At 71.5% G+C, this 18,053-nt stretch carries 14 protein-coding genes; 8 read left to right on the plus strand and 6 right to left on the minus strand.

Features of this window, described 5'->3' with window-relative positions; translation table 11 throughout:
* Nucleotides 1-4 precede the first annotated feature (4 nt).
* The 3 genes from ACIPN7_RS01710 to ACIPN7_RS01720 all read left to right on the plus strand — a co-directional run bounded on the left by ACIPN7_RS01710 (nucleotide 5) and on the right by ACIPN7_RS01720 (nucleotide 2,116).
* The gene (locus ACIPN7_RS01710; protein WP_400537357.1) at nucleotides 5-613 is read left to right on the plus strand and encodes a DinB family protein; all 609 of its coding nucleotides are present in this window, start codon (nucleotides 5-7) and stop codon (nucleotides 611-613) included.
* Between the two features lie 185 nt (nucleotides 614-798).
* Complete coding sequence (locus ACIPN7_RS01715) at nucleotides 799-1,215, plus strand: VOC family protein (protein WP_400537359.1); 417 nt, start codon at nucleotides 799-801, stop codon at nucleotides 1,213-1,215.
* A gap of 28 nt (nucleotides 1,216-1,243) precedes the next feature.
* On the plus strand, nucleotides 1,244-2,116 hold the full coding sequence (locus ACIPN7_RS01720; RefSeq protein WP_400537361.1) for an alpha/beta fold hydrolase: 873 nt from the start codon (nucleotides 1,244-1,246) through the stop codon (nucleotides 2,114-2,116).
* Between the two features lie 36 nt (nucleotides 2,117-2,152).
* Here the strand turns inward: ACIPN7_RS01720 and ACIPN7_RS01725 are convergent, their stop codons facing one another.
* Nucleotides 2,153-2,521 carry a DUF2255 family protein gene (locus ACIPN7_RS01725; RefSeq protein WP_400537363.1) on the minus strand — a complete coding sequence of 123 codons (369 nt, stop codon included), beginning with the start codon at nucleotides 2,519-2,521 and terminating at the stop codon, nucleotides 2,153-2,155.
* Entirely contained in the window at nucleotides 2,518-3,393 is an 876-nt protein-coding gene (locus ACIPN7_RS01730; RefSeq protein WP_400537365.1) for a helix-turn-helix domain-containing protein, read from the minus strand. The genes ACIPN7_RS01725 and ACIPN7_RS01730 overlap by 4 nt, the downstream gene beginning before the upstream one ends.
* 104 nt (nucleotides 3,394-3,497) lie before the next feature.
* Between ACIPN7_RS01730 and ACIPN7_RS01735 the strand changes: the two genes are divergently transcribed.
* Entirely contained in the window at nucleotides 3,498-4,421 is a 924-nt protein-coding gene (locus ACIPN7_RS01735; RefSeq protein WP_400537367.1) for an alpha/beta hydrolase, read from the plus strand.
* Nucleotides 4,422-4,501: 80 nt separating this feature from the next.
* A complete protein-coding gene (locus tag ACIPN7_RS01740; RefSeq protein WP_400537369.1) occupies nucleotides 4,502-5,707 on the plus strand; it encodes a cytochrome P450 in 1,206 nt (401 codons plus the stop codon).
* Between the two features lie 67 nt (nucleotides 5,708-5,774).
* On the opposite strand, the gene ACIPN7_RS01745 is transcribed toward ACIPN7_RS01740, so the two are convergent.
* Both ACIPN7_RS01745 and ACIPN7_RS01750 read right to left on the minus strand, forming a co-directional pair.
* Complete coding sequence (locus tag ACIPN7_RS01745) at nucleotides 5,775-7,052, minus strand: cytochrome P450 (protein ID WP_400537371.1); 1,278 nt, start codon at nucleotides 7,050-7,052, stop codon at nucleotides 5,775-5,777.
* 41 nt (nucleotides 7,053-7,093) lie between these two features.
* On the minus strand, nucleotides 7,094-8,302 hold the full coding sequence (locus ACIPN7_RS01750; protein WP_400537373.1) for an AI-2E family transporter: 1,209 nt from the start codon (nucleotides 8,300-8,302) through the stop codon (nucleotides 7,094-7,096).
* Between the two features lie 191 nt (nucleotides 8,303-8,493).
* Between ACIPN7_RS01750 and ACIPN7_RS01755 the strand changes: the two genes are divergently transcribed.
* A complete protein-coding gene (locus ACIPN7_RS01755; protein ID WP_400537375.1) occupies nucleotides 8,494-8,853 on the plus strand; it encodes an MmcQ/YjbR family DNA-binding protein in 360 nt (119 codons plus the stop codon).
* 28 nt (nucleotides 8,854-8,881) lie between these two features.
* Here the strand turns inward: ACIPN7_RS01755 and dnaB are convergent, their stop codons facing one another.
* Nucleotides 8,882-10,246 (minus strand): replicative DNA helicase, encoded by a 1,365-nt coding sequence (dnaB, locus tag ACIPN7_RS01760; protein ID WP_285101714.1) that lies wholly within the window; start codon nucleotides 10,244-10,246, stop codon nucleotides 8,882-8,884.
* 381 nt (nucleotides 10,247-10,627) lie between these two features.
* Between dnaB and ACIPN7_RS01765 the strand changes: the two genes are divergently transcribed.
* Entirely contained in the window at nucleotides 10,628-11,971 is a 1,344-nt protein-coding gene (locus tag ACIPN7_RS01765) for an MATE family efflux transporter (protein WP_400537377.1), read from the plus strand.
* A 33-nt stretch (nucleotides 11,972-12,004) separates the two neighbouring features.
* Here the strand turns inward: ACIPN7_RS01765 and ACIPN7_RS01770 are convergent, their stop codons facing one another.
* The gene (locus ACIPN7_RS01770; RefSeq protein ID WP_400537379.1) at nucleotides 12,005-12,808 is read right to left on the minus strand and encodes a winged helix-turn-helix domain-containing protein; all 804 of its coding nucleotides are present in this window, start codon (nucleotides 12,806-12,808) and stop codon (nucleotides 12,005-12,007) included.
* A gap of 479 nt (nucleotides 12,809-13,287) precedes the next feature.
* Here ACIPN7_RS01770 and ACIPN7_RS01775 point away from each other — a divergent pair, with 479 nt between their 5' ends.
* Nucleotides 13,288-17,295, plus strand: coding sequence for a carboxypeptidase regulatory-like domain-containing protein (locus ACIPN7_RS01775; RefSeq protein WP_400537381.1), 4,008 nt, complete (start codon nucleotides 13,288-13,290; stop codon nucleotides 17,293-17,295).
* Nucleotides 17,296-18,053: the final 758 nt, after the last annotated feature.

Here is an 18,053-nt window from a genome sequence, read left to right on the forward strand (position 1 = left end):
ACGCATGGAACCCCACGAACAGGCCGAAGAGCCCGAGACCACCCGTTGGACGAGTGCCACCGTCTTTCCCGACATGTGGGTGGACCCCGACGACGACCCGCGCGAGACCGACACCCCGCAGGGTGACGAGCGCGCCATGCTGCTCGACTACCTCCGTTACTACCGGCTCACCCTGGAGCTCAAGTGCCAGGGGCTCGACGCCGAGCAGCTCGCCCGCCGCTCCGCCCCGCCGTCCACCATGTCCCTGCTCGGGCTGGTGCGACACCTCGCCGACGGGGAACGACACCTGCGACGGGTCATGGCCGGCGAGGACGCGCCACCCCTCTACCGGACCGACGACGACCGCGACGGCGACTGGAACGGCGCCGTCGCCGACCCGGCCGTCGCCGAGGACGCCTGGCGCCAGTGGCATACCGAGATGGCGGCCACCGACCGCTACCTCGACACGGTCACCGACCTCGGGAGCTGGAACGTCGGAGACTCCGACCTCGGGCCCGACGGCGGGGACCTCCAGCTCCGGGACGGCATCGTGTCCCAGATCGTCGAGTACGCACGGCACTGCGGGCACGCCGACATCCTGCGCGAGCGCATCGACGGGCGCGTGGGCCAGTAGGCGCCGTCGGTCCCGACCCGGCGCGCGGTCCGGCTGCCCGCCCCGGCCGCCCGCGGGTGATGTCCGGGCCGACCCCCGTCGGCCGCTTGCGCCCGCGCACCACGGTGGCAGTGTGGAAAGGGTCCGGTGCTCCCGACGGGAACCCGCCGTGCGGTTGCCGGTGATCACGAAGGAGTGAGACAGCCATGGTCAACGTACGAAATGTGTTGCCGACGTTCGCGGCGAACGACATCGACGCGGCGCGCGCGTTCTACGCCGACACGCTCGGCATGAGCGTGTCGACCCTGGACGAGGGAGCCGGCATCGTGCTCGACCTCGGTGACGGCGCCGCCGTGTTCGTCTACCAGAAGGACGACCACGTCCCCGCGCCGTTCACCGTCATGCACCTCACGGTCGACGACGTCGACGAGGTGGTGGACGAGCTAGCCGCCAAGGGCGTGACCTTCCAGCACTACGAAGGGTTCGACCAGGACGAGAAGGGCATCGTGCGCGGATTCATGGAGGGAGGCGACGGAGCCTGGTTCACCGACCCGGCGGGCAACATCATCGGCCTCGCCGACGGCGGCGGGATGGAGGCGTACCTCGAAAATCCCGGCGGCTGACCCGGTCGCCCGGGTAGCGTCTGGCGCCATGTCACCCACGTTCGTGCTGGTCCATGGCGCCTTCGCCAACTCGTTCTCGTTCGCACCCCTCCAGGCCGAGCTCGCCCTCCACGGGCACCGCTCCGCGGCCGTCGACCTGCCCGGCCACGGGTTCGAGGCCACCTACCCCGCCGCCTACCAGGCACCCCAGGACCCGGCCGGCCTCGCGACCACACCCGGTGCCATCAAGGGCGTGACCCTCGCCGACAACGCGACGCGTGTCATCGAGGCCCTCGAACGCGCCAAGGAGCACGGACCCGTGATCCTCGTCGGCCACAGCCGGGGCGGCATGACGCTGACCGCCGTCGGCAACGCCCGCCCCGACCTGATCGACCGCATCGTCTACGTCTCCGCCTGGGCACCCGTCGACCTCGACGTCGGCGACTACTACGCCCAGCCCGAGATGGCCGACGTCGACGCGGGGGCGCTCGCGGCCGTGCTCGCGGGCGACCCGGCGGCGCTGGGCGTGCTGCGCGCCAACTTCCGCACGGCCGACCCGGCGGTGCTGGCCGGCCTCAAGGAGGCGTTCCTCGCGGACGGCACCGACGACGAGCTCCGCGCGTTCCTCACCACGTTCCAGCCGGACGAGAACCTCGACGTCGGCACGTCGGACGATCGGGCCAAGGCGGAGACCTGGGGCACGATCCCCCGGTCCTACGTGCGCCTCGACGCCGACACGAGCATCCCGCCCGCGATGCAGGACCGGATGATCCGCGAGGGCGACGCGCTCACGCCCGGCAACCCGTACGACGTGCACACCCTCGCGTCCAGCCACCTGTCGTGGCTGGTCCGGCCGCGCGCGGCGGCCGAGGTGCTGGCCGGGCTGGCGGCCGGGCTCAGCGAGGTGCCCGCAGCAGGCTGAGCTGGAGCGCGACGGCGCCGGCGGCGTGCTGGTCGGTCACACCGGTGAGATGCGCAGGGTCGCGGCGCGGGCCGCCCGGCCGGCGGCGAAGGACGCGAACGACCCGTACTTGCTCCGGTAGGCCGCGTCGACCGCCGGCGCGGCCTCCGGCCCGGCGGGCTCGAACCGCACCGCGACGGTCTCGCCGGCCACCCGGATCCGTCCGGAACCGTGGCTGACCGCGGCGCGGTACCACTGGGACGTCGTGCCCCGCTGGGCTCGGACGTAGAGCTCGCCGTCGGCGAGGACCATGCCGACCTCGACCTCCGGGGCGGCAGGTGCGTCCGGATCGACGGGGCCGGCGGAGAGATGCAGCGCCGGCGCGTCGCGGAGCGTGGCCGGCGTGGGTACGGTCCAGGTGGTCATCGCGCGTCCGTCACGGTTGTCGTGGTGCCGGCGTCCGCCGTCCAGGAGGCCAGGATGCGCAGCGCCTCGTCCGACGGCGATCCCGCCTCGGCGGTGAGGACCATCAGGCGCTGCCCGCTGCCGTCCGGGCTGGACCAGGTGTCGCAGTCGAGCGTCAGGTCGCCGACCACGCGGTGCCGGTACTGCTTGGTGCCGTACGTGGCGCTGTTCACGCGGCGCTCGGCCCACCAGCGGCGGAAGTCGGGGTCGACCACGGCGAGCTCGCCGACCAGCCGGGCGAGCTCGGGGTCGTCGGGGTCGGCGGCGGCCTCCATGCGCAGTGCGGCGACGGCGTCCCGCGCGTCGTGCTCCCACCGGACGTTGAGCGCGCGGACGGTCGGGTCCGTGAAGAGCAGGCGGACGTAGTTGCGTCGCGCGGCGGGGATCGCCCCGAAGTCGACGAAGAGGGCCGCGGCGGCGGCGTTCCAGGCGAGGACGTCCATGCGCTTGCCGAGCACGATCGCCGGCGTGTCGGTGAGCCGGTCGAGCAGCCGCCGCATCGCCGGGCGCAGGGCCTGCCGGGCCCGGCGGCGCCGAGGCCGGGCATCGGCCTTGCCGGCGATCTCGTAGAGGTAGCGCTGCTGGTCCTCGTCGAGGCGGAGGGCCGACGAGAGCGTGGCGAGCACCGCGGCGGACGCGGCGACACGGCCCTGTTCGAGGCGGGTGTAGTAGTCCACGCTGATCGCCGCGAGCTGGGCCACCTCCTCACGGCGCAGCCCGGGCACCTTGCGCCGGGACAGGGTCTCGGGAAGGCCGGCGGCGTGCGGGTCGAGCTCGGCTCGGCGCGCCTTGAGGAACGCGCCGAGCTCGTCCGGATCGACGGGTGGGGTCATACGGACCATTCTGCGATCGGGCGGGGCGGCGTGGGAGGGCAGGATCCTTCCCCGGCAGGAACCCGACGCTGTTGCGGTGCGAGCGAGCGGCACAACCTGGTCGCATGAACCGAACAGACATCACCTTCGACAGCGCCGGCATCTCCCTCGCCGGCCACCTCTACCTCCCGTCGTCCGACGCCGCCGCCCCGCTCCCCGCGGTCGTGGTCGGCCATCCCGGGACCGGGGTCAAGGAGCAGACCGCCGGTACGTACGCGGCGCACCTGGCCGAGCAGGGCTTCGTGACGCTCGCCTTCGACGCCGCCTACCAGGGCGAGAGCGGCGGGCTGCCACGTGGGCTCGAGGATCCCGCCCACCGCATCGAGGACCTCAAGGCGGCGGTGTCGTACCTCGCCACACGCCCCGAGGTCGACGCCGGGCGGATCGGGATGCTCGGCATCTGCGCCTCCGGCGGCTACGGCATCGCGGCGACCGCGGGCGACCACCGGGTGCGGGCGCTGGCCACCGTGAGCGGCGTCGACGTCGGGCGCCAGTTCCGCGAGGGCGCCGACGGGTCCCAGCCCCCGGCCGTGGTCCAGGGGATGCTGGACGCCGCCGCGGCCGCCCGCACCGCGGAAGCGCGCGGCGAGGGCACGGGCATGTTCCCGGTCTTCCCGGAGACCGCGGAGGAGGCGCGGGCGCTGGGCGGGCGGCACGGGTTCGAAGGCTTCGAGTACTACCGCACGGAGCGCGGGGCGCACCCGCGTTCCGCCAAGGAGTTCACCTGGTCGAGCGTCGACCGCATCGCGACCTCCGACCAGTTCCGGTTCGTCGGCCTGATCGCACCCCGACCGCTGCTCGTCATCCAGGGGACGGAGGCGGTGACCAGGCACATGGGCACCCTGGCCTTCGCCGAGGCCCACGAGCCCAAGGAGCTCCACTGGGTCGAGGGGGCCAGCCACGTCGACCTCTACGACAGGCCCGAGTTCGTGGGTCCGGTCGTCGAGAAGCTGACCGGGTTCTTCGCTCAGGAGCTCGCCGCCGCCTAGACGTCCGCCGACGTGGACAAAGCGGGCATCACGGCCAAGACTGTGGCCACTGACCTGCCCGTTCGGCGTGAGGAGTGCTCGTGGAGACCCTGGTCCTGGATGCCGCTGGAAGGGCACCCCTGGAAGAAGTCGCGCGGCTGCGCGAGCGGGGGCCGGTGACGCAGGTCGCCCTGCCGGGCGGCGTGGAGGCGTGGGCCGTGACCGACCTGGCCCTGCTGCGCCCGATGCTGGTCGACCCGCGGATCTCGAAGGACTCGCGCCAGCACTGGACGGCGCTGATCGACGGCGAGATCACGCCGCAGTGGCCCCTGTACACCTGGGTCACCGGCACGTCGATGTTCAACGCCTACGGCAGCACGCACCGCGAGATGCGCAAGGTCGTGGCGCGGGGGTTCACGGCGCGCCGGACGCGGGCGATGGAACCCCGCGTCACGGCCGCCGTCACCGCGACGCTCGACGAGCTCGCCGCGAAGGGCGCCGACGGGGCGGTAGTGGACCTGCGTGAGGTGTTCGCCTCGTCGATCCCGGTCGAGGTGATCTGCGACCTGCTCGGCGTCCCCGACGGACAGCGGCAGGACATGCGCCGGTGCGCCGACACCCTGATCAACACCGGTGCCACGCGCGAGGCGCAGGGGGCGGCCCAGGCCGAGCTGCGCGAGCTGCTCGGCGTGCTCGTCCGCGAGAAGCGGGCGGACCCGGCCGAGGACCTGATCAGCACCGTCGCGGCCGAGCTGGCCGACGACGAGGCGGTCTCCACGAGCAACCTGATGCTGGTCGCCGGCCACGAGACCACCGTGAACCTGCTGGCCTCCGCCGTCCACCTGCTGCTGACCCACTCGCACGTGCTCGCCGCGGTCCGCGCCGGCGAGGTCACGTGGTCGGCCGTGGTCGACGAGACGCTGCGCGTGGCGCCGCCGGTGATCTACATCCCGCTCCGCTTCGCCGTCGAGGACCTGGAGCTCGGCGGGGTGGCGATCAGCAAGGGCGACCCGATCATCGCCGTCTTCGGCGCCCCGGGTCGCGACGAGACCGTGCACCAGCACGCAGCGGTGTTCGACCCCGCGCGCGCGGACCGGACGCACCTGGCGTTCGGCGCCGGCGCCCACCACTGCGTCGGCGAGCCGCTGGCCCGGCTGGAGGCCGAGACCGCCCTGCCGGCGCTGTTCGACCGCTTCCCCGACCTGCGCCTCGCCGAGCCGGACGGCGACCACGGCCAGGTGCCCGGGTTCGTGGCGAACGGCCCGGCCCGTCTGCCGGCCGTCCTGGGCGCCGAGCGCGCGGGCTGACGCGTCCTCGGTCAGCCGCCGAGTGTCAGCCGCCGAGTGTCAGCCGCCGGGTGTCAGCCGCCGGGTGTCAGCCGCCGACCACACCGTGGTCGGCGGCCCGCCAGGTCACGGGGAGCCGCTCGGCGTGCCGCACCCATGCCGAGGACGCCCAGGGCAGGTCGTCGGGTGACACGGTCAGCTGTACGTCCATGTGCCGCAGGAGCTGGTCGACGGCGGTGCGGGCGATCAGCCGGGCCAGCCGGGGCGCCGGGCAGGCGTGCGGCCCGGTGCCCCAGGACAGGTGGGAGCGGTTGTCGACCTCGTCCCACACGTCGCCGGTGTGCACGGCCGGGTCCCGGTTCGCCGCGGCGATCGCCAGGACCAGGGCGTCGCCCTTGCGGATCCGGTGCCCGCCGAGATCCAGGTCGGTGAGGGCAAACCGCGGCGCGGGCGACTGGGCGATGGGGGACCTGCGCCACAGCACCTCGTCGAGCGTGCCGTCGAGCGTCAGGCGGCCGCCGGCGACCCGGGCGGCGAGGCTCTGGTCCGTCAGGATCTGGTGCAGCGTCTGCGTGATCCACGCGGTGAGGAAGATGGCCGCCGCGCTGACGGGCACGATCGAGCTGCTGGCGATCTCGCCGTCGTGCGCGAAGTTCTTGTGGACCGCGAGGTACGAGACCAGGTCCTCCCCGCCGTCCTGCCGCCGTCGGCGGATGTGCTCCAGGACGATCGCCGCCGTGTTCGCCTGGGCCTGGGCGACCTGGTCGCCGTCGCCGCTCACCACGGCCGCGGCGTCGGCCATGAGCATGGCCCCGGTCTCCAGGTCGAACCCGAGCGTGGTGGTCATCGCCAGGAACCCGATGGGCCGGCAGTACGCCTTGACCAGGTCCCCGCTCCCGGACGGGCCCATCCGGTCGATGACGCGCTCGCACATGTCCGTGGTCCGCTCGCGGACCACCCGCTCGTCGAGGGCTGCCAGGGCGTCGTCCAGCGGCTCGCGCAGCCGCTTGCGCTCGTCGCCGTCGTGGTAGAACGCCGTCGGCCTCGGCTCCGCCGGGGTGTAGATGCCGATCGCCGTGCCGGCGGGCAGCAGGTTCTCGGCGTTCCACCGCCAGTTGGCCGCGTTCCTGCTGAAGTCGAACTCGGAGCGCATCACGTGACAGTTCTCGGAGTGGCCCAGGACCAGCCACGCCGGGATCACGACGTCGCCCTTGCGCTCGATCTCGATCGGGGCGACCGGGCCCCACTGCGCGCGCAACCGGGCGTAGTGCTCCTGCGGGTCCGGGCTGCTGGTGATCTCGGTCAGGGAGGTGAGCCCGGTGTGGCTCTCCAGCGAGGCCGTGCTCCGAGTCGTCTGCGGGATCATGGGCGCCATCTGACCACGACCGTCGGGCGTGCCGGAAGGCCTCAGGATTTCTCATCTCGAAGTTCGGTCACCGTCTCGGGCCGCTTCTGCCGGGCGAAGCGGGCCGGCAGGTCCGGCCCGTCCCACACCTGGATGGCGCGCCAGATCGACGCGGCGACCGGCACGGCGAGGACGGCGCCGGTGATCCCGGCGAGCACCGTGCCCGCGGTCAGGGCGAACAGGATGACGAGCGGGTGCAGGCGCAGGGTCCGGCCCATGACGATCGGCTGGAGGAAGTCGCCCTCGAGCTGGTTGACGGCGACCACGATCGCGACGACGATCAGCGCCTCGACCGGTCCGACGGCGACGAGCGTGACCAGGGCCGCGATGACGCCGGCGACGGTGGCGCCGACCAGGGGGATGAACGCGAGCAGGAAGACGAGCACGGACAGCGGGATGACGAGCGGTACGCCCACGATCGCGAGGCCGATCCCGATGCCGACGGCGTCGACCAGCGCCACGATCGCCGTCCCGCGCACGTAGCCGCCGAGCGTGCGGATGGTGGCGTCGCCCACGCGCTGCCCCCGCTCGTACCGGTGACCCTCGAACGGCCGCAGCAGGAACTCCCACATCGCCGGACCGTCCTTCAGGAAGAAGAACAGGACGACGATCATGATGAAGAAGCCCGCGATGAAGTCGGCGGTCTGCGAGACGCCCGCGATGGCCCCGGAGCCCACGGTGTCGGACTGCAGCAGGTTCAGCGCGGACTCACGCACCGACGCGAGCTGTGCCTCGGTGATCTCGAAGGGCAGGTCCTGGACGTAGGTCTCGAGGGAGTCGAAGCCGTCGAGTGCCTGCCGGCCCAGCTCGTCCCACTGGTCCGCGACGGCGCGCACCACGAGCCACACGATCCCCGACAGCAGCGCGACCAGGGCCAGGAGTGAGACCCACGTGGCCAGCAGCGAGGGCCACCCGTGGCGGCGCAGGTACGACACCAGCGGGGAGATGGCCGCCGCGAGCACGAGCGCGATGAGCACGGGAATCACGACGAGCGTCAGGCGGGTGCCCACGTACCCGAAGACGGCGATGATCGCGACGACCGCGAGGATCTGCAGCGCCCGGGTGCCGACGCGGCCGAACCCGTCGGACCACAGCCGGGAGGCGGGGCTCTCGGCGGACGCCGCGTGCTCGGTCGGCTGGTCCGGGGCGTCCGGGGCGTCCGGGGCGTCCGGGCGGGCCGGGGGCGGGGTGCGGCGGCCGAAGAGACCCATCGGCTGTCCTCCTCGTACGGGGTCCAGCGAGTGCTGGGTCCGGCGGCGCCGGACATGCCGACGCTATTGCGGCCGCGCCCAGGTCGCGCGACGGCGCGCCCACTCCATCGGTTCCGATCGGTTCCGTGGCGATCGATGAGTTCGGATCGCCACGACCGTCGACGCTCTGAGCGCGACGAGCGGAGTCAGCAATGGCGGAGATCGACGATGTCCGGCCGCTGGGCACCAGCCTGGAACGGTCCTACGAGGTGTACGTGCGCGGCCGCCTGAAGTTCCGCGTGGGTCAGCTCGTCTACGTGGCGTTCTCGCTCGACGAGTCGGTGATGGGCTTCGCGTTCCCGAAGGAGGAGCGAGCGGCCCTCGTCGCGAGCGATCCCCGGACGTTCCAGCTGCCTTCCGCGTCGGACATGCGGTTCAACTGGGTGCACGCCGACCTCGTCGCCCTGGACCCGGAGGAGGCCCGTGAGCTCGTCATCGACGCGTGGCGGATGGTCGTCCCCCAGAAGGTCTCCCGCGCCTACGACGTCGCACACCCTGCCGGCACCGACTGACCCGGACGTCGACGGCGGACGGGCAGCCTCACACCTGCATGTCGACGAACCGCTGGTAGTGGCCCTGGAACGCCACGGTGATCACGTCGGTGGGGCCGTTACGGTGCTTGGCCACGATCAGGTCGGCCTCGCCGGCGCGCGGCGACTCCTTCTCGTAGGCGTCCTCGCGGTGCAGCAGGATCACGACGTCGGCGTCCTGCTCGATAGACCCAGACTCGCGCAAATCCGACATCTGCGGCTTCTTGTCGCTGCGCTGCTCGGCGCCACGGTTCAGCTGCGAGATGGCGATGACGGGCACCTCGAGCTCCTTCGCCAGCAGCTTGAGCGAACGTGAGAACTCCGAGACCTCCTGCTGACGCGACTCGACGCGCTTGCCGGACGACATGAGCTGGAGGTAGTCGATGACCACCAGCTTGAGGTCGTGCTTCTGCTTGAGGCGCCGGCACTTGGCCCGGATCTCCATGAGCGACATGTTGGGCGAGTCGTCGATGAACAACGGGGCGTCCGAGACCTTGCCCATGGTGGCGGCGAGCTTCTGCCAGTCGCCGTCGTCCATGTTGCCGCTGCGCATCTTGGTGAGTGGCACGCGGGCCTCGGCGGCGAGCATTCGCATGACGATCTCGTTGCGGCTCATCTCCAGGGAGAAGATGACGGAGGCCATGTCGTGGTGGATGGCCGCATGAGAAGCGACATTAATACCCAAAACGGACTTACCGACAGCAGGTCGGGCGGCGACGACGATCATCTGGCCGCCGTGCAGGCCGTTGGTCAGGCGGTCGAAGTCGGAGTAGCCCGTCGGCACGCCGGTGAGTCCCTCGCCGCGGCCCTGCGCGGCGTCGATCTCGTCGAAGGTCGGCCCGATGATCTCGGCCAGCGGCAGGTAGTCCTCGGACGCGCGCCGCTCGGTCACGGCGTAGACCTCGGCCTGCGCGTTGTTGACGACGTCGTCCACCTCGCCGCCGTCGGTGGCGTAGCCCATCTGCACGATGCGGGTGCCGGCCTCCACCAGGCGGCGCATGATGGCGCGCTCGCGCACGATCTTGGCGTAGTACCCGGCGTTTGCGGCCGTGGGCACGCCCGCCATGAGGTCGTGGATGTACGGGGCGCCGCCCACGCGGGCGTGCTCGCCCCGGCGCTGCAGCTCGGCGACCACGGTGATGGCGTCGGCGGGCTCGCCGCGACCGTAGAGGTCGATGATCGCGTCGTAGATGGCCTCGTGCGCGGGCCGGTAGAAGTCGTTGCCGCGGATCTGCTCGATCACGTCGGCGATCGCGTCCTTGGACAGCAGCATGCCGCCCAGCACGCTCATCTCCGCGGGGACGTCCTGCGGCGGCGTCCGGTCGAGGCCGGGGCTCCCGCCGGAGTAGCTCGACTCGAGCTCCTCGATCGACATCCGCGCCTCCAGCCTTCCTGATCTCGTGACATCCCGTGACGCCCGGGCACACGCTACGCGTGCGTCCGGTCGATGTCCTACACCTGTTCTACTCCTCGCCACCGACACTCTCGGGACATCGGCCCCGACACGCCTTTGTGTCGTGCACGACAGTCCCCGGACATCAGATCAGCAAGCTAGCTCCGCTGACGCTAGGCCTCCGCGCACCCGAGCGCAACGAGACCTGTGGACAGACCTGTGCACATCCATGTGGAAAGGTGGCTCAGGCTGTGCACAGCGGGTGGACAACCCTGTCCCCAGCTGTGGATAGCCCCTGTGTAAAACATCGACATGGCCTCTGACCTGCGTCGACGCAACCCCCAGCCTGTGGAGGAAAGAAAGTTGGGCGAGCCTCGCCACACCCCCGGTTCCCCGCGGTCCATCGACCGGGAGATCCTCGCCCTCGCGGTGCCCGCCCTCGGGGCCCTGATCGCCGAACCCGTCTTCGTGCTCGTGGACAGCGCGGTCGTGGGCCACCTCGGCACGGCCCAGCTCGCGGGGCTCTCGCTCGCGAGCAACGTGCTGCTCACGCTCGTCGGGCTGTGCGTCTTCCTTGCGTACACCACCACCGCCTCGGTGGCCCGGCTGACCGGTGCGGGCCGGGAACGCCAGGCCCTGCAGTCGGGTATCGACGGCATGTGGCTGGCGCTAGGGATCGGGGCGGTCCTCGTCGTCGCCCTGCTGCTCGCCGCCCCGTTGACGGTGACCGCCCTGGGTGCCCAGGGCGACGTCGCGCACCATGCCGTGACCTACCTGCGGTGGTCCGCGCCGGGGCTCGCCGGGATGCTCGTGGTCCAGGCCGCGACCGGCGTGCTGCGCGGCCTCCGCGACACGCGCACGCCCCTGGTCGTCGCCGCCGCGGGCGCCGTGCTCAACACGGTGCTCAACATCGCGCTCGTGTACGGCGTGGGCATGGGGATCGCCGGGTCAGGCCTCGGGACGGCGATCACCCAGCTGCTCATGGCCGTCGTGCTGGGCGTGATCGTGGTGCGCGGCGCCCGCCGACGCGGCGCGAGCCTGCGCCCCCACCGCGCCGGCATCCTGTCCGGCGCGCGCGCCGGCGCGCCGCTGGTGGTCCGCACCCTGAGCCTGCGCGCCGCCATCCTGCTCACCGTGGTGGTCGCGACCGGCCTCGGCGACGTCGCACTCGCCGGGCACCAGGTGGTGAGCTCGCTCTGGGGCCTCGCGGCGTTCGCGCTCGACGCACTGGCCATCGCCGCGCAGGCGCTGGTGGGGCACGGTCTCGGGGCCGGCGACGTCGGCCATGTCCGGGGCGTGCTGCGCCGCTGCCTGCAATGGGGTGTCGGCGCGGGGGCCGTGCTCGGCCTGCTCCTCGCGGCAGCCGGCTGGTGGATCGCGCCCCTCTTCTCGCCCGACCCCGACGTCCGTGTCGCCATCGCCCTCGGCATCGCCGTGTGCGGAGTGCTCATGCCGATGGCGGGCTGGGTCTTCGTGCTCGACGGCGTCCTCATCGGCGCCGGCGACGGCCGCTACCTTGCCTGGGCGGGCATGGCGACGCTCGTCGTCTATCTCCCGTTCGCGCTCGCGGTCGCCGCCTGGGCGCCCGACGGCGCACGCGGGCTCGCCTGGCTCTGGCTCGCGTTCGCCGGCGTGTTCATGGCCGCGCGCGCCGTGACCACCGGCTGGCGCGCCCGCGGCGACCGCTGGCTGGTGACGGGCGCGTGATGCCCGGCGCGGCCCTGCCCGGCCGGGCGCGGGTCAGGCCCACACCTTGAGCCGGTAGCCCACCCCGCGCACCGACGCGACCTCCACGTCGCGCACGGGCGCGAGCCGCTTGCGCAGCCGCTTGACCGCGGACGTCACCGGGTCGGAGTCGCCGAGGTAGGGCAGCTGCCACACCCTCGCCGTGAGCTCGGCGAACGACCACACCCGCCCGGCCTCCAGGGCGAGCGTCGCGAGCAGGTCGAACTCCCGCGCCGACAGGTACACGCGCCGGCCCAGCGCCGTGACCTCGCGGGCGGCCAGGTCCACGAGGAGCGGCCCGGCCACCAGCGGTTCGAGCACGGGCGGCGCGACCATCGCGACGGAGCCGGTGACGGCCGGAACCGGACCCGTGACGGGACGCATCGCCTCGGTGACGACCGGCATCGTGCCGGTCGCCGGCCGGGCCGGCGCGGGGATCGTCGCCACCGGCAGCACGGGGGACGCCGTCCACTGCGCGGGCAGGAACTCCGGGGCAGGGTGTACGGCCGGGTCGGTGAGGTTGTCCGGGAGCCGGTCGGTCGGGTGCCCGGAGAGGTGCCGGCCGTAGGCCCGCTCGTCCGCCGGCCCGGGGTTGTCGAACCGCTCGGGCTGAGCGCCGCGACCGCGCCAGGGCACGTCGCCGGCGCGCCGTGGTGCGGTCTGCTGGGTGAGCACCGCGCGCGCCCCGTCGGCGTCGGGCGTGGCGAGCACCGTGGCCTGGCCGCGGAGGAGCCGGGCGATCTCGATGATCTGGTCCGAGGGGAGGCCCACGCAGACGACGAGGCCGGGGGTGGATCCTGGTGCGGGGTCGTGCGTCATTGACTCGCCCTCCATGGTCGACCGTTCAGTCGCGGACCGGGTTAAACCTGGCCGGCGCGCGCCAGTTTGCCTCCGAGTCGTACCGCTTGGGTCAATTTTTCGTTACCTGCCCGTTGCGTGCGGGATATGGCGCATTCCCGCCCGGATGACGGTATTGCGTCAATTGGAGTCATATAGGGTGAACTTTACAGCTCTTGGGGTGAAATTGATTCTGGACTCTTGACAAGGGCAACCGTCGGACTTCGCCCGTGTCTTGACCGGAAACTGACCTTTGCTCGACCGTGAACCGGCCTTGTTCCCAGGAGGCGTTCAGCGGACGGTAGGGGGCGATCCACAGCAAGTGGATCGCCGTCGCGCGCTCCCGTGGAATCGCAACGGGTGCGCCCGAGCATGGAGGCCCCATGTACCGTCGCAGGAAAATTGCAGGGAGGGCGACGACCGCCGTCACAACGGCGCTCGCGCTCCTGGCAACCTCAGCGGTGACCGTTGCGCCAGCAGCGCTCGCCCAGACCGTCCCGACGACCACCCTTGCCGCCGCCGACGAGCCCGAGGAGAAGCTCAGCGCCAAGGTCCTCGCCCAGCTCGAGGACAAGAAGACCGCGGACTTCTGGATCCAGTTCACGGACAAGGCGGACCTGGCGCCGGCCGAGGACATCGCCGACTGGGACGAGCGCGGCCAGTTCGTCTACGACGCGCTGCACGCCACGGCCAAGGCGTCCCAGGCCTCGGTGGCCAAGGAGCTGACGGCGGCCGGCGCGAACTACCAGAGCTACTGGATCAACAACGCGATCTTCGTCGACGACGGCTCGCTCGCGCTCGCCGAGAGCCTCGCGTCCAGCAGCACGGTCGCCGGCATCCACGAGCAGGTCACGATGCAGTACGAGAAGCCGGTCGAGAAGACTCCGTCCGGCGAGAAGACCGCGGCCGCCGTCGAGTGGGGCCTCGACGCGATCAACGCACCCGAGGTGTGGGAGCGCGGCTACACCGGCGCCGGCATCGTGGTGGCGAACTTCGACACCGGTGTGGACGGCACGCACCCGGCGCTGCAGAGCAAGTACCGCGGGTACAACGCCGACGGTACGTACGACAACGACTACAACTACTTCGACATCCCCGACACCTGCGGCGGCGGCGCACCCTGCGACTCCGGCGAGCACGGTACCCACACGATGGGCACCATCGTCGGCGGCACGGGCACCAACCAGATCGGCGTCGCGCCCGACGCCACCTGGATCGCCTCGAACTGCATCGACAACGCCGGCTGCGAGTGGGACGACTACCTCGCCAACGCGCAGTGGTTCCTCGCTCCGACCCGCACGGACGGCAGCGACGCGGACCCGTCGAAGCGGCCGCACGTGGTCAGCAACTCGTGGGGCATCCCGCCGGGCGTGAACCTGCCCCAGGACTGGATGAGCGCCGAGACGGAGGCCTGGAACGCCGCGGGCATCTTCGGCGCCTGGGCCGGCGGCAACGAGGGCCCGTCCTGTGAGTCCGGTCGGTTCCCCGGCTCGTTCACGCACACCTACTCGGTCGGCGCGTTCGACGTGAACGGTGCCATCGCGTCGTTCTCGGCGCGTGGTCCGGGACGTGACGGCACCCTGCTGCCGAACATCGCTGCCCCGGGTGTGAACGTGCGTTCCTCCATCCCCGGCGGTGGCTACGCGAACTACAGCGGTACGTCCATGGCCACCCCGCACCTCGCGGGCGCCATCGCGCTGCTGTGGAGCGCCGCTCCGTCGCTGGTCGGCGACATCGAGGGCACCATCGCGCTCCTCGACGAGACGGCCATCGACACCGAGGACCTCTCGTGCGGTGGTACCCCGGAGCGCAACAACGTCTGGGGCGAGGGCAAGCTCGACGTCGCCGCGCTCGTGGACGCTGCTCCGACGGCCGGTACCGGCACCGTCTCGGGCACCGTCGTCGACGCCTCGGGCACGCCGATCGCCAACGCGTCGGTCGTCGTCGACGGCGAGCGGGACCGGACGGTCTCCACGGACGAGTCCGGCGCCTGGTCGGCCGCGGTCCTCGCCGGCGACTACAGCGTGTCGGCCTCGGCCTTCGGCTACCTCACCTCGGCGCCCGCCGCCGTGACGGTGGACGTGGACGAGACCGAGACGGTCACCATCACCCTGGAGTCGGCCCCGCGGCACGCCGTCACAGGTACGGTCCAGCTCGAGGGGTCCGGTGAGCCGGTCGCCGGCACGCCGGTCACGCTCCGCGGCTCACCGTTCGAGCCGGTCACGACCGGTGCGGACGGCACGTTCGAGTTCGCCGACGTGCCCGAGGGCACCTACTCCCTGTCCGTCCAGCTGGGCGGCTGCGCCGCTCCGTACGACGGCGAGCTCGTGGTCGACGGCGCGGAGGACGTGGACATCGACATCGTCCCGAACGTCGACGCCGGCGGCTACTCGTGCTCGGTCACGACCGCCGACTACCGCCAGGGTGACACCCGCGTGACCCTGTCGGGCGACGACGCGTCGACGTCCGTGAACCTGCCGTTCTCCTTCCCGTTCTACGGCGAGGAGTACGCGCGGGCGTTCGTGACGACCAACGGCCACATCAACTTCCTGGCCGCCACCAACGCGTACGCCAACGTGTCGATCCCCGCGTCGGGCGTGCCCAACGCGGCGCTCTACCCGTACTGGGACGACCTCAACCTCGACTCGGCCGCCGGCCTGTACTCGGCGACGACCACCGTCGACGGCGTGGACGCCTACGTGCTGGAGTGGCGCAACATCCGGAAGTACGACACCGAGTCCGACCGGCTGAACTTCTCGGTGACGCTGCTGGCCAACGGTGACGTGACCTTCGGGTACGGCGCCGTGACCGACTCCGCCGGCGCGAAGGGCAACTCGGCCACGATCGGTGTCGAGAACGCGAGCGGTACCGTCGCCACGCAGTTCTCGTACAACTCCGCGGTGCTGTCCGAGGGCCTGTCGATCGCGTTCGACGCCCCGCCTGTCGCGACCGTGGCGGGCGTGGTCGAGGACTACAACACGCAGGAGCCGATCGAGGGCGCCGACGTCACCCTGACCGCGGCGGACGGCACGGAGGTCACCGCGACCACCGCGGCGGACGGCACCTACTCCACCCTGGTCAGCCTGGGTGACTACTCGGTCGAGATCGCGGCGGACGACTACCAGTCGTCCACCAGGACCGCGTCCGTCGTCGGCGAGGGTTCCGACGTCACCGTGAGCGCTCAGCTCAAGGCCGGCAAGCTGACGGTCTCGAAGACCGCCATCGATGCCAGCCTGGCGATCGGCGGCACCGCCTCGCGCAACATCAAGATCACCAACACCGGCTCCGCGCCGGCCGAGGTGGACCTGGCTGCGCGTGGCGGCGAGTATGTCGTCCTCGGCGGTGACAGCGCCTCGACGAGCGGCGTCGTGAAGGGTGTCCAGGGCAAGGCGACGGCGGCCAAGCTGCCGTTCTCCTCCGGCGGCAGCAAGCTCAGCGGTCTGCGCAGCAGCGCTTCCGCAGGCGTCGCCACGGGCCAGGTCGCCGCGGCGGCCTACCCGGACGTGGCCGCCGACGAGGTGGTCCTGTCGCACTCGACCTCGCACGAGATCGTCGCCAACGGCTCGGTTGCTTGCGGATCTGGGGTCACGAAGCTGTTGCGCACCTACACGCCTGGGGACTTCGGGATCACCAGCGGGTTCGCTCCGACCAGTGTGACCTTCGGGATCCAGGAGGCACCAGCGTCCACCGAGGCGACGGTGACTCTCTATACCCTGTCCGGCGCCTTCACCTATGCCAACTTGACACCGATCGGGTCGAGTCAGATCAATGTGACGGACGATTTCGGCTCTTGGTACACCGTCCCGATCGAGACAGCGACGACGATCGCCCCCAACGACATTCTCGTGGTCGAGATCGCGGGAACCGCGCTCTACGTGGGGGGCAATCCTTCCGCTGAGACGAGCCCGACCTACCTTGCCTCCGACGCGTGCGGCACGCCCGAGCCGACGACCGCCGACAGCCTGGGCTTCCCGGACTCCAACCTGGTCATCGATGTGACCGGTGAGGTGGCGGGCAGCGGTGGTGGCGTCGAGTGGCTGGACGTCCAGCCGCCGTCGTTCACCCTGGCGCCGGGCAAGAGCGTGACCGCGGTGGCGACCATCACGGCCGCCGTCGACCAGCCGGGCACCTACACGGCGTCGATCAACATCGGGAACGACACGCCGTACGACGTCACCCCCGTGACGGCCACCATGTCGGTGAAGGCGCCCGCGGGCTGGGGCAAGATCACGGGCACGGTGAGCGGCGGCGGCGCGCCGATCGAGGACGCGGTGGTGGCCCTCGACGGTGTCTCGTACGACGTGGTACTGCGGACGGACGCCGAAGGTACGTACTCGTACTGGATGCAGAAGTCCAACGCCCCGCTGCAGGTGACCGTCTCGGCCGACGGGTTCGTCCCGGCGACCAAGAAGGCCCAGATCATCGCGGGCCAGACCACGGTCTACAACTTCGGGCTGACCGCGCTGTAGGCGGTTCTGCAAGATAGGGACGCCTGTCCGGGTACTGAATACCCGGACAGGCGTTGCGCTGTCCCGATCTCAGCGATGCTGGGCGGGGCTGTGGCCACCGCAGACGCGAAGCGCACCGGCGCCGAGACGGTTGCCGTCGTTTCCGAGGCGGGCGGACACTGGCTGTTGCCAGCCAAGGGAGAACCAGCCTCCGTTCACGCGAATCTGCTGGTCCTGCCGTGGGAGAAGCCCTCGTGGTGTGCTGCAACATCAGCACGTCCTGGCCGGGCCGGCGTGCCAGGTCACGCACCGTGGCGTTCTCGTTCTCGCCGGTCACGGTGACTGATGTGGCCCAGGAGACCGGCCCGCGGCCGTGTTCGAACGCGCACGCTATCTCGTCCTGGGCAATCCACCCGCGCCGGGAACCGGCGGGCTCCCTTGGCGGTCCTGCCGTCGAAGGAAACCACTCCGCATTGGCACCGCGCCAACCGGTCCTGCCACTGTCTCTGGTAGAGCGCGTCCGAGACCCGTGGTGAGCCGTGACAACACCACATCAAGACGGTCCAACTCGATAGCGCACGGCACCCGGCGGAATGTGTCGGCCGACAGCGGAGCTCGCACGCACCCGACCCGGCCACGACCGCGAGGTCCAGATCCTGCGCGCTCTCGACAAACGTGGTCGCGTCGACGGCCACAAAGAACACTTTCAGACCTACGACCAGCGCCACCGAGAACCACACACCGCGCGGATCAGGAACGACCTCGAGCGCGACCGGGAA

This window comes from Promicromonospora sp. NPDC090134 (assembly GCF_044746965.1).
GTDB lineage: Bacteria > Actinomycetota > Actinomycetes > Actinomycetales > Cellulomonadaceae > Promicromonospora.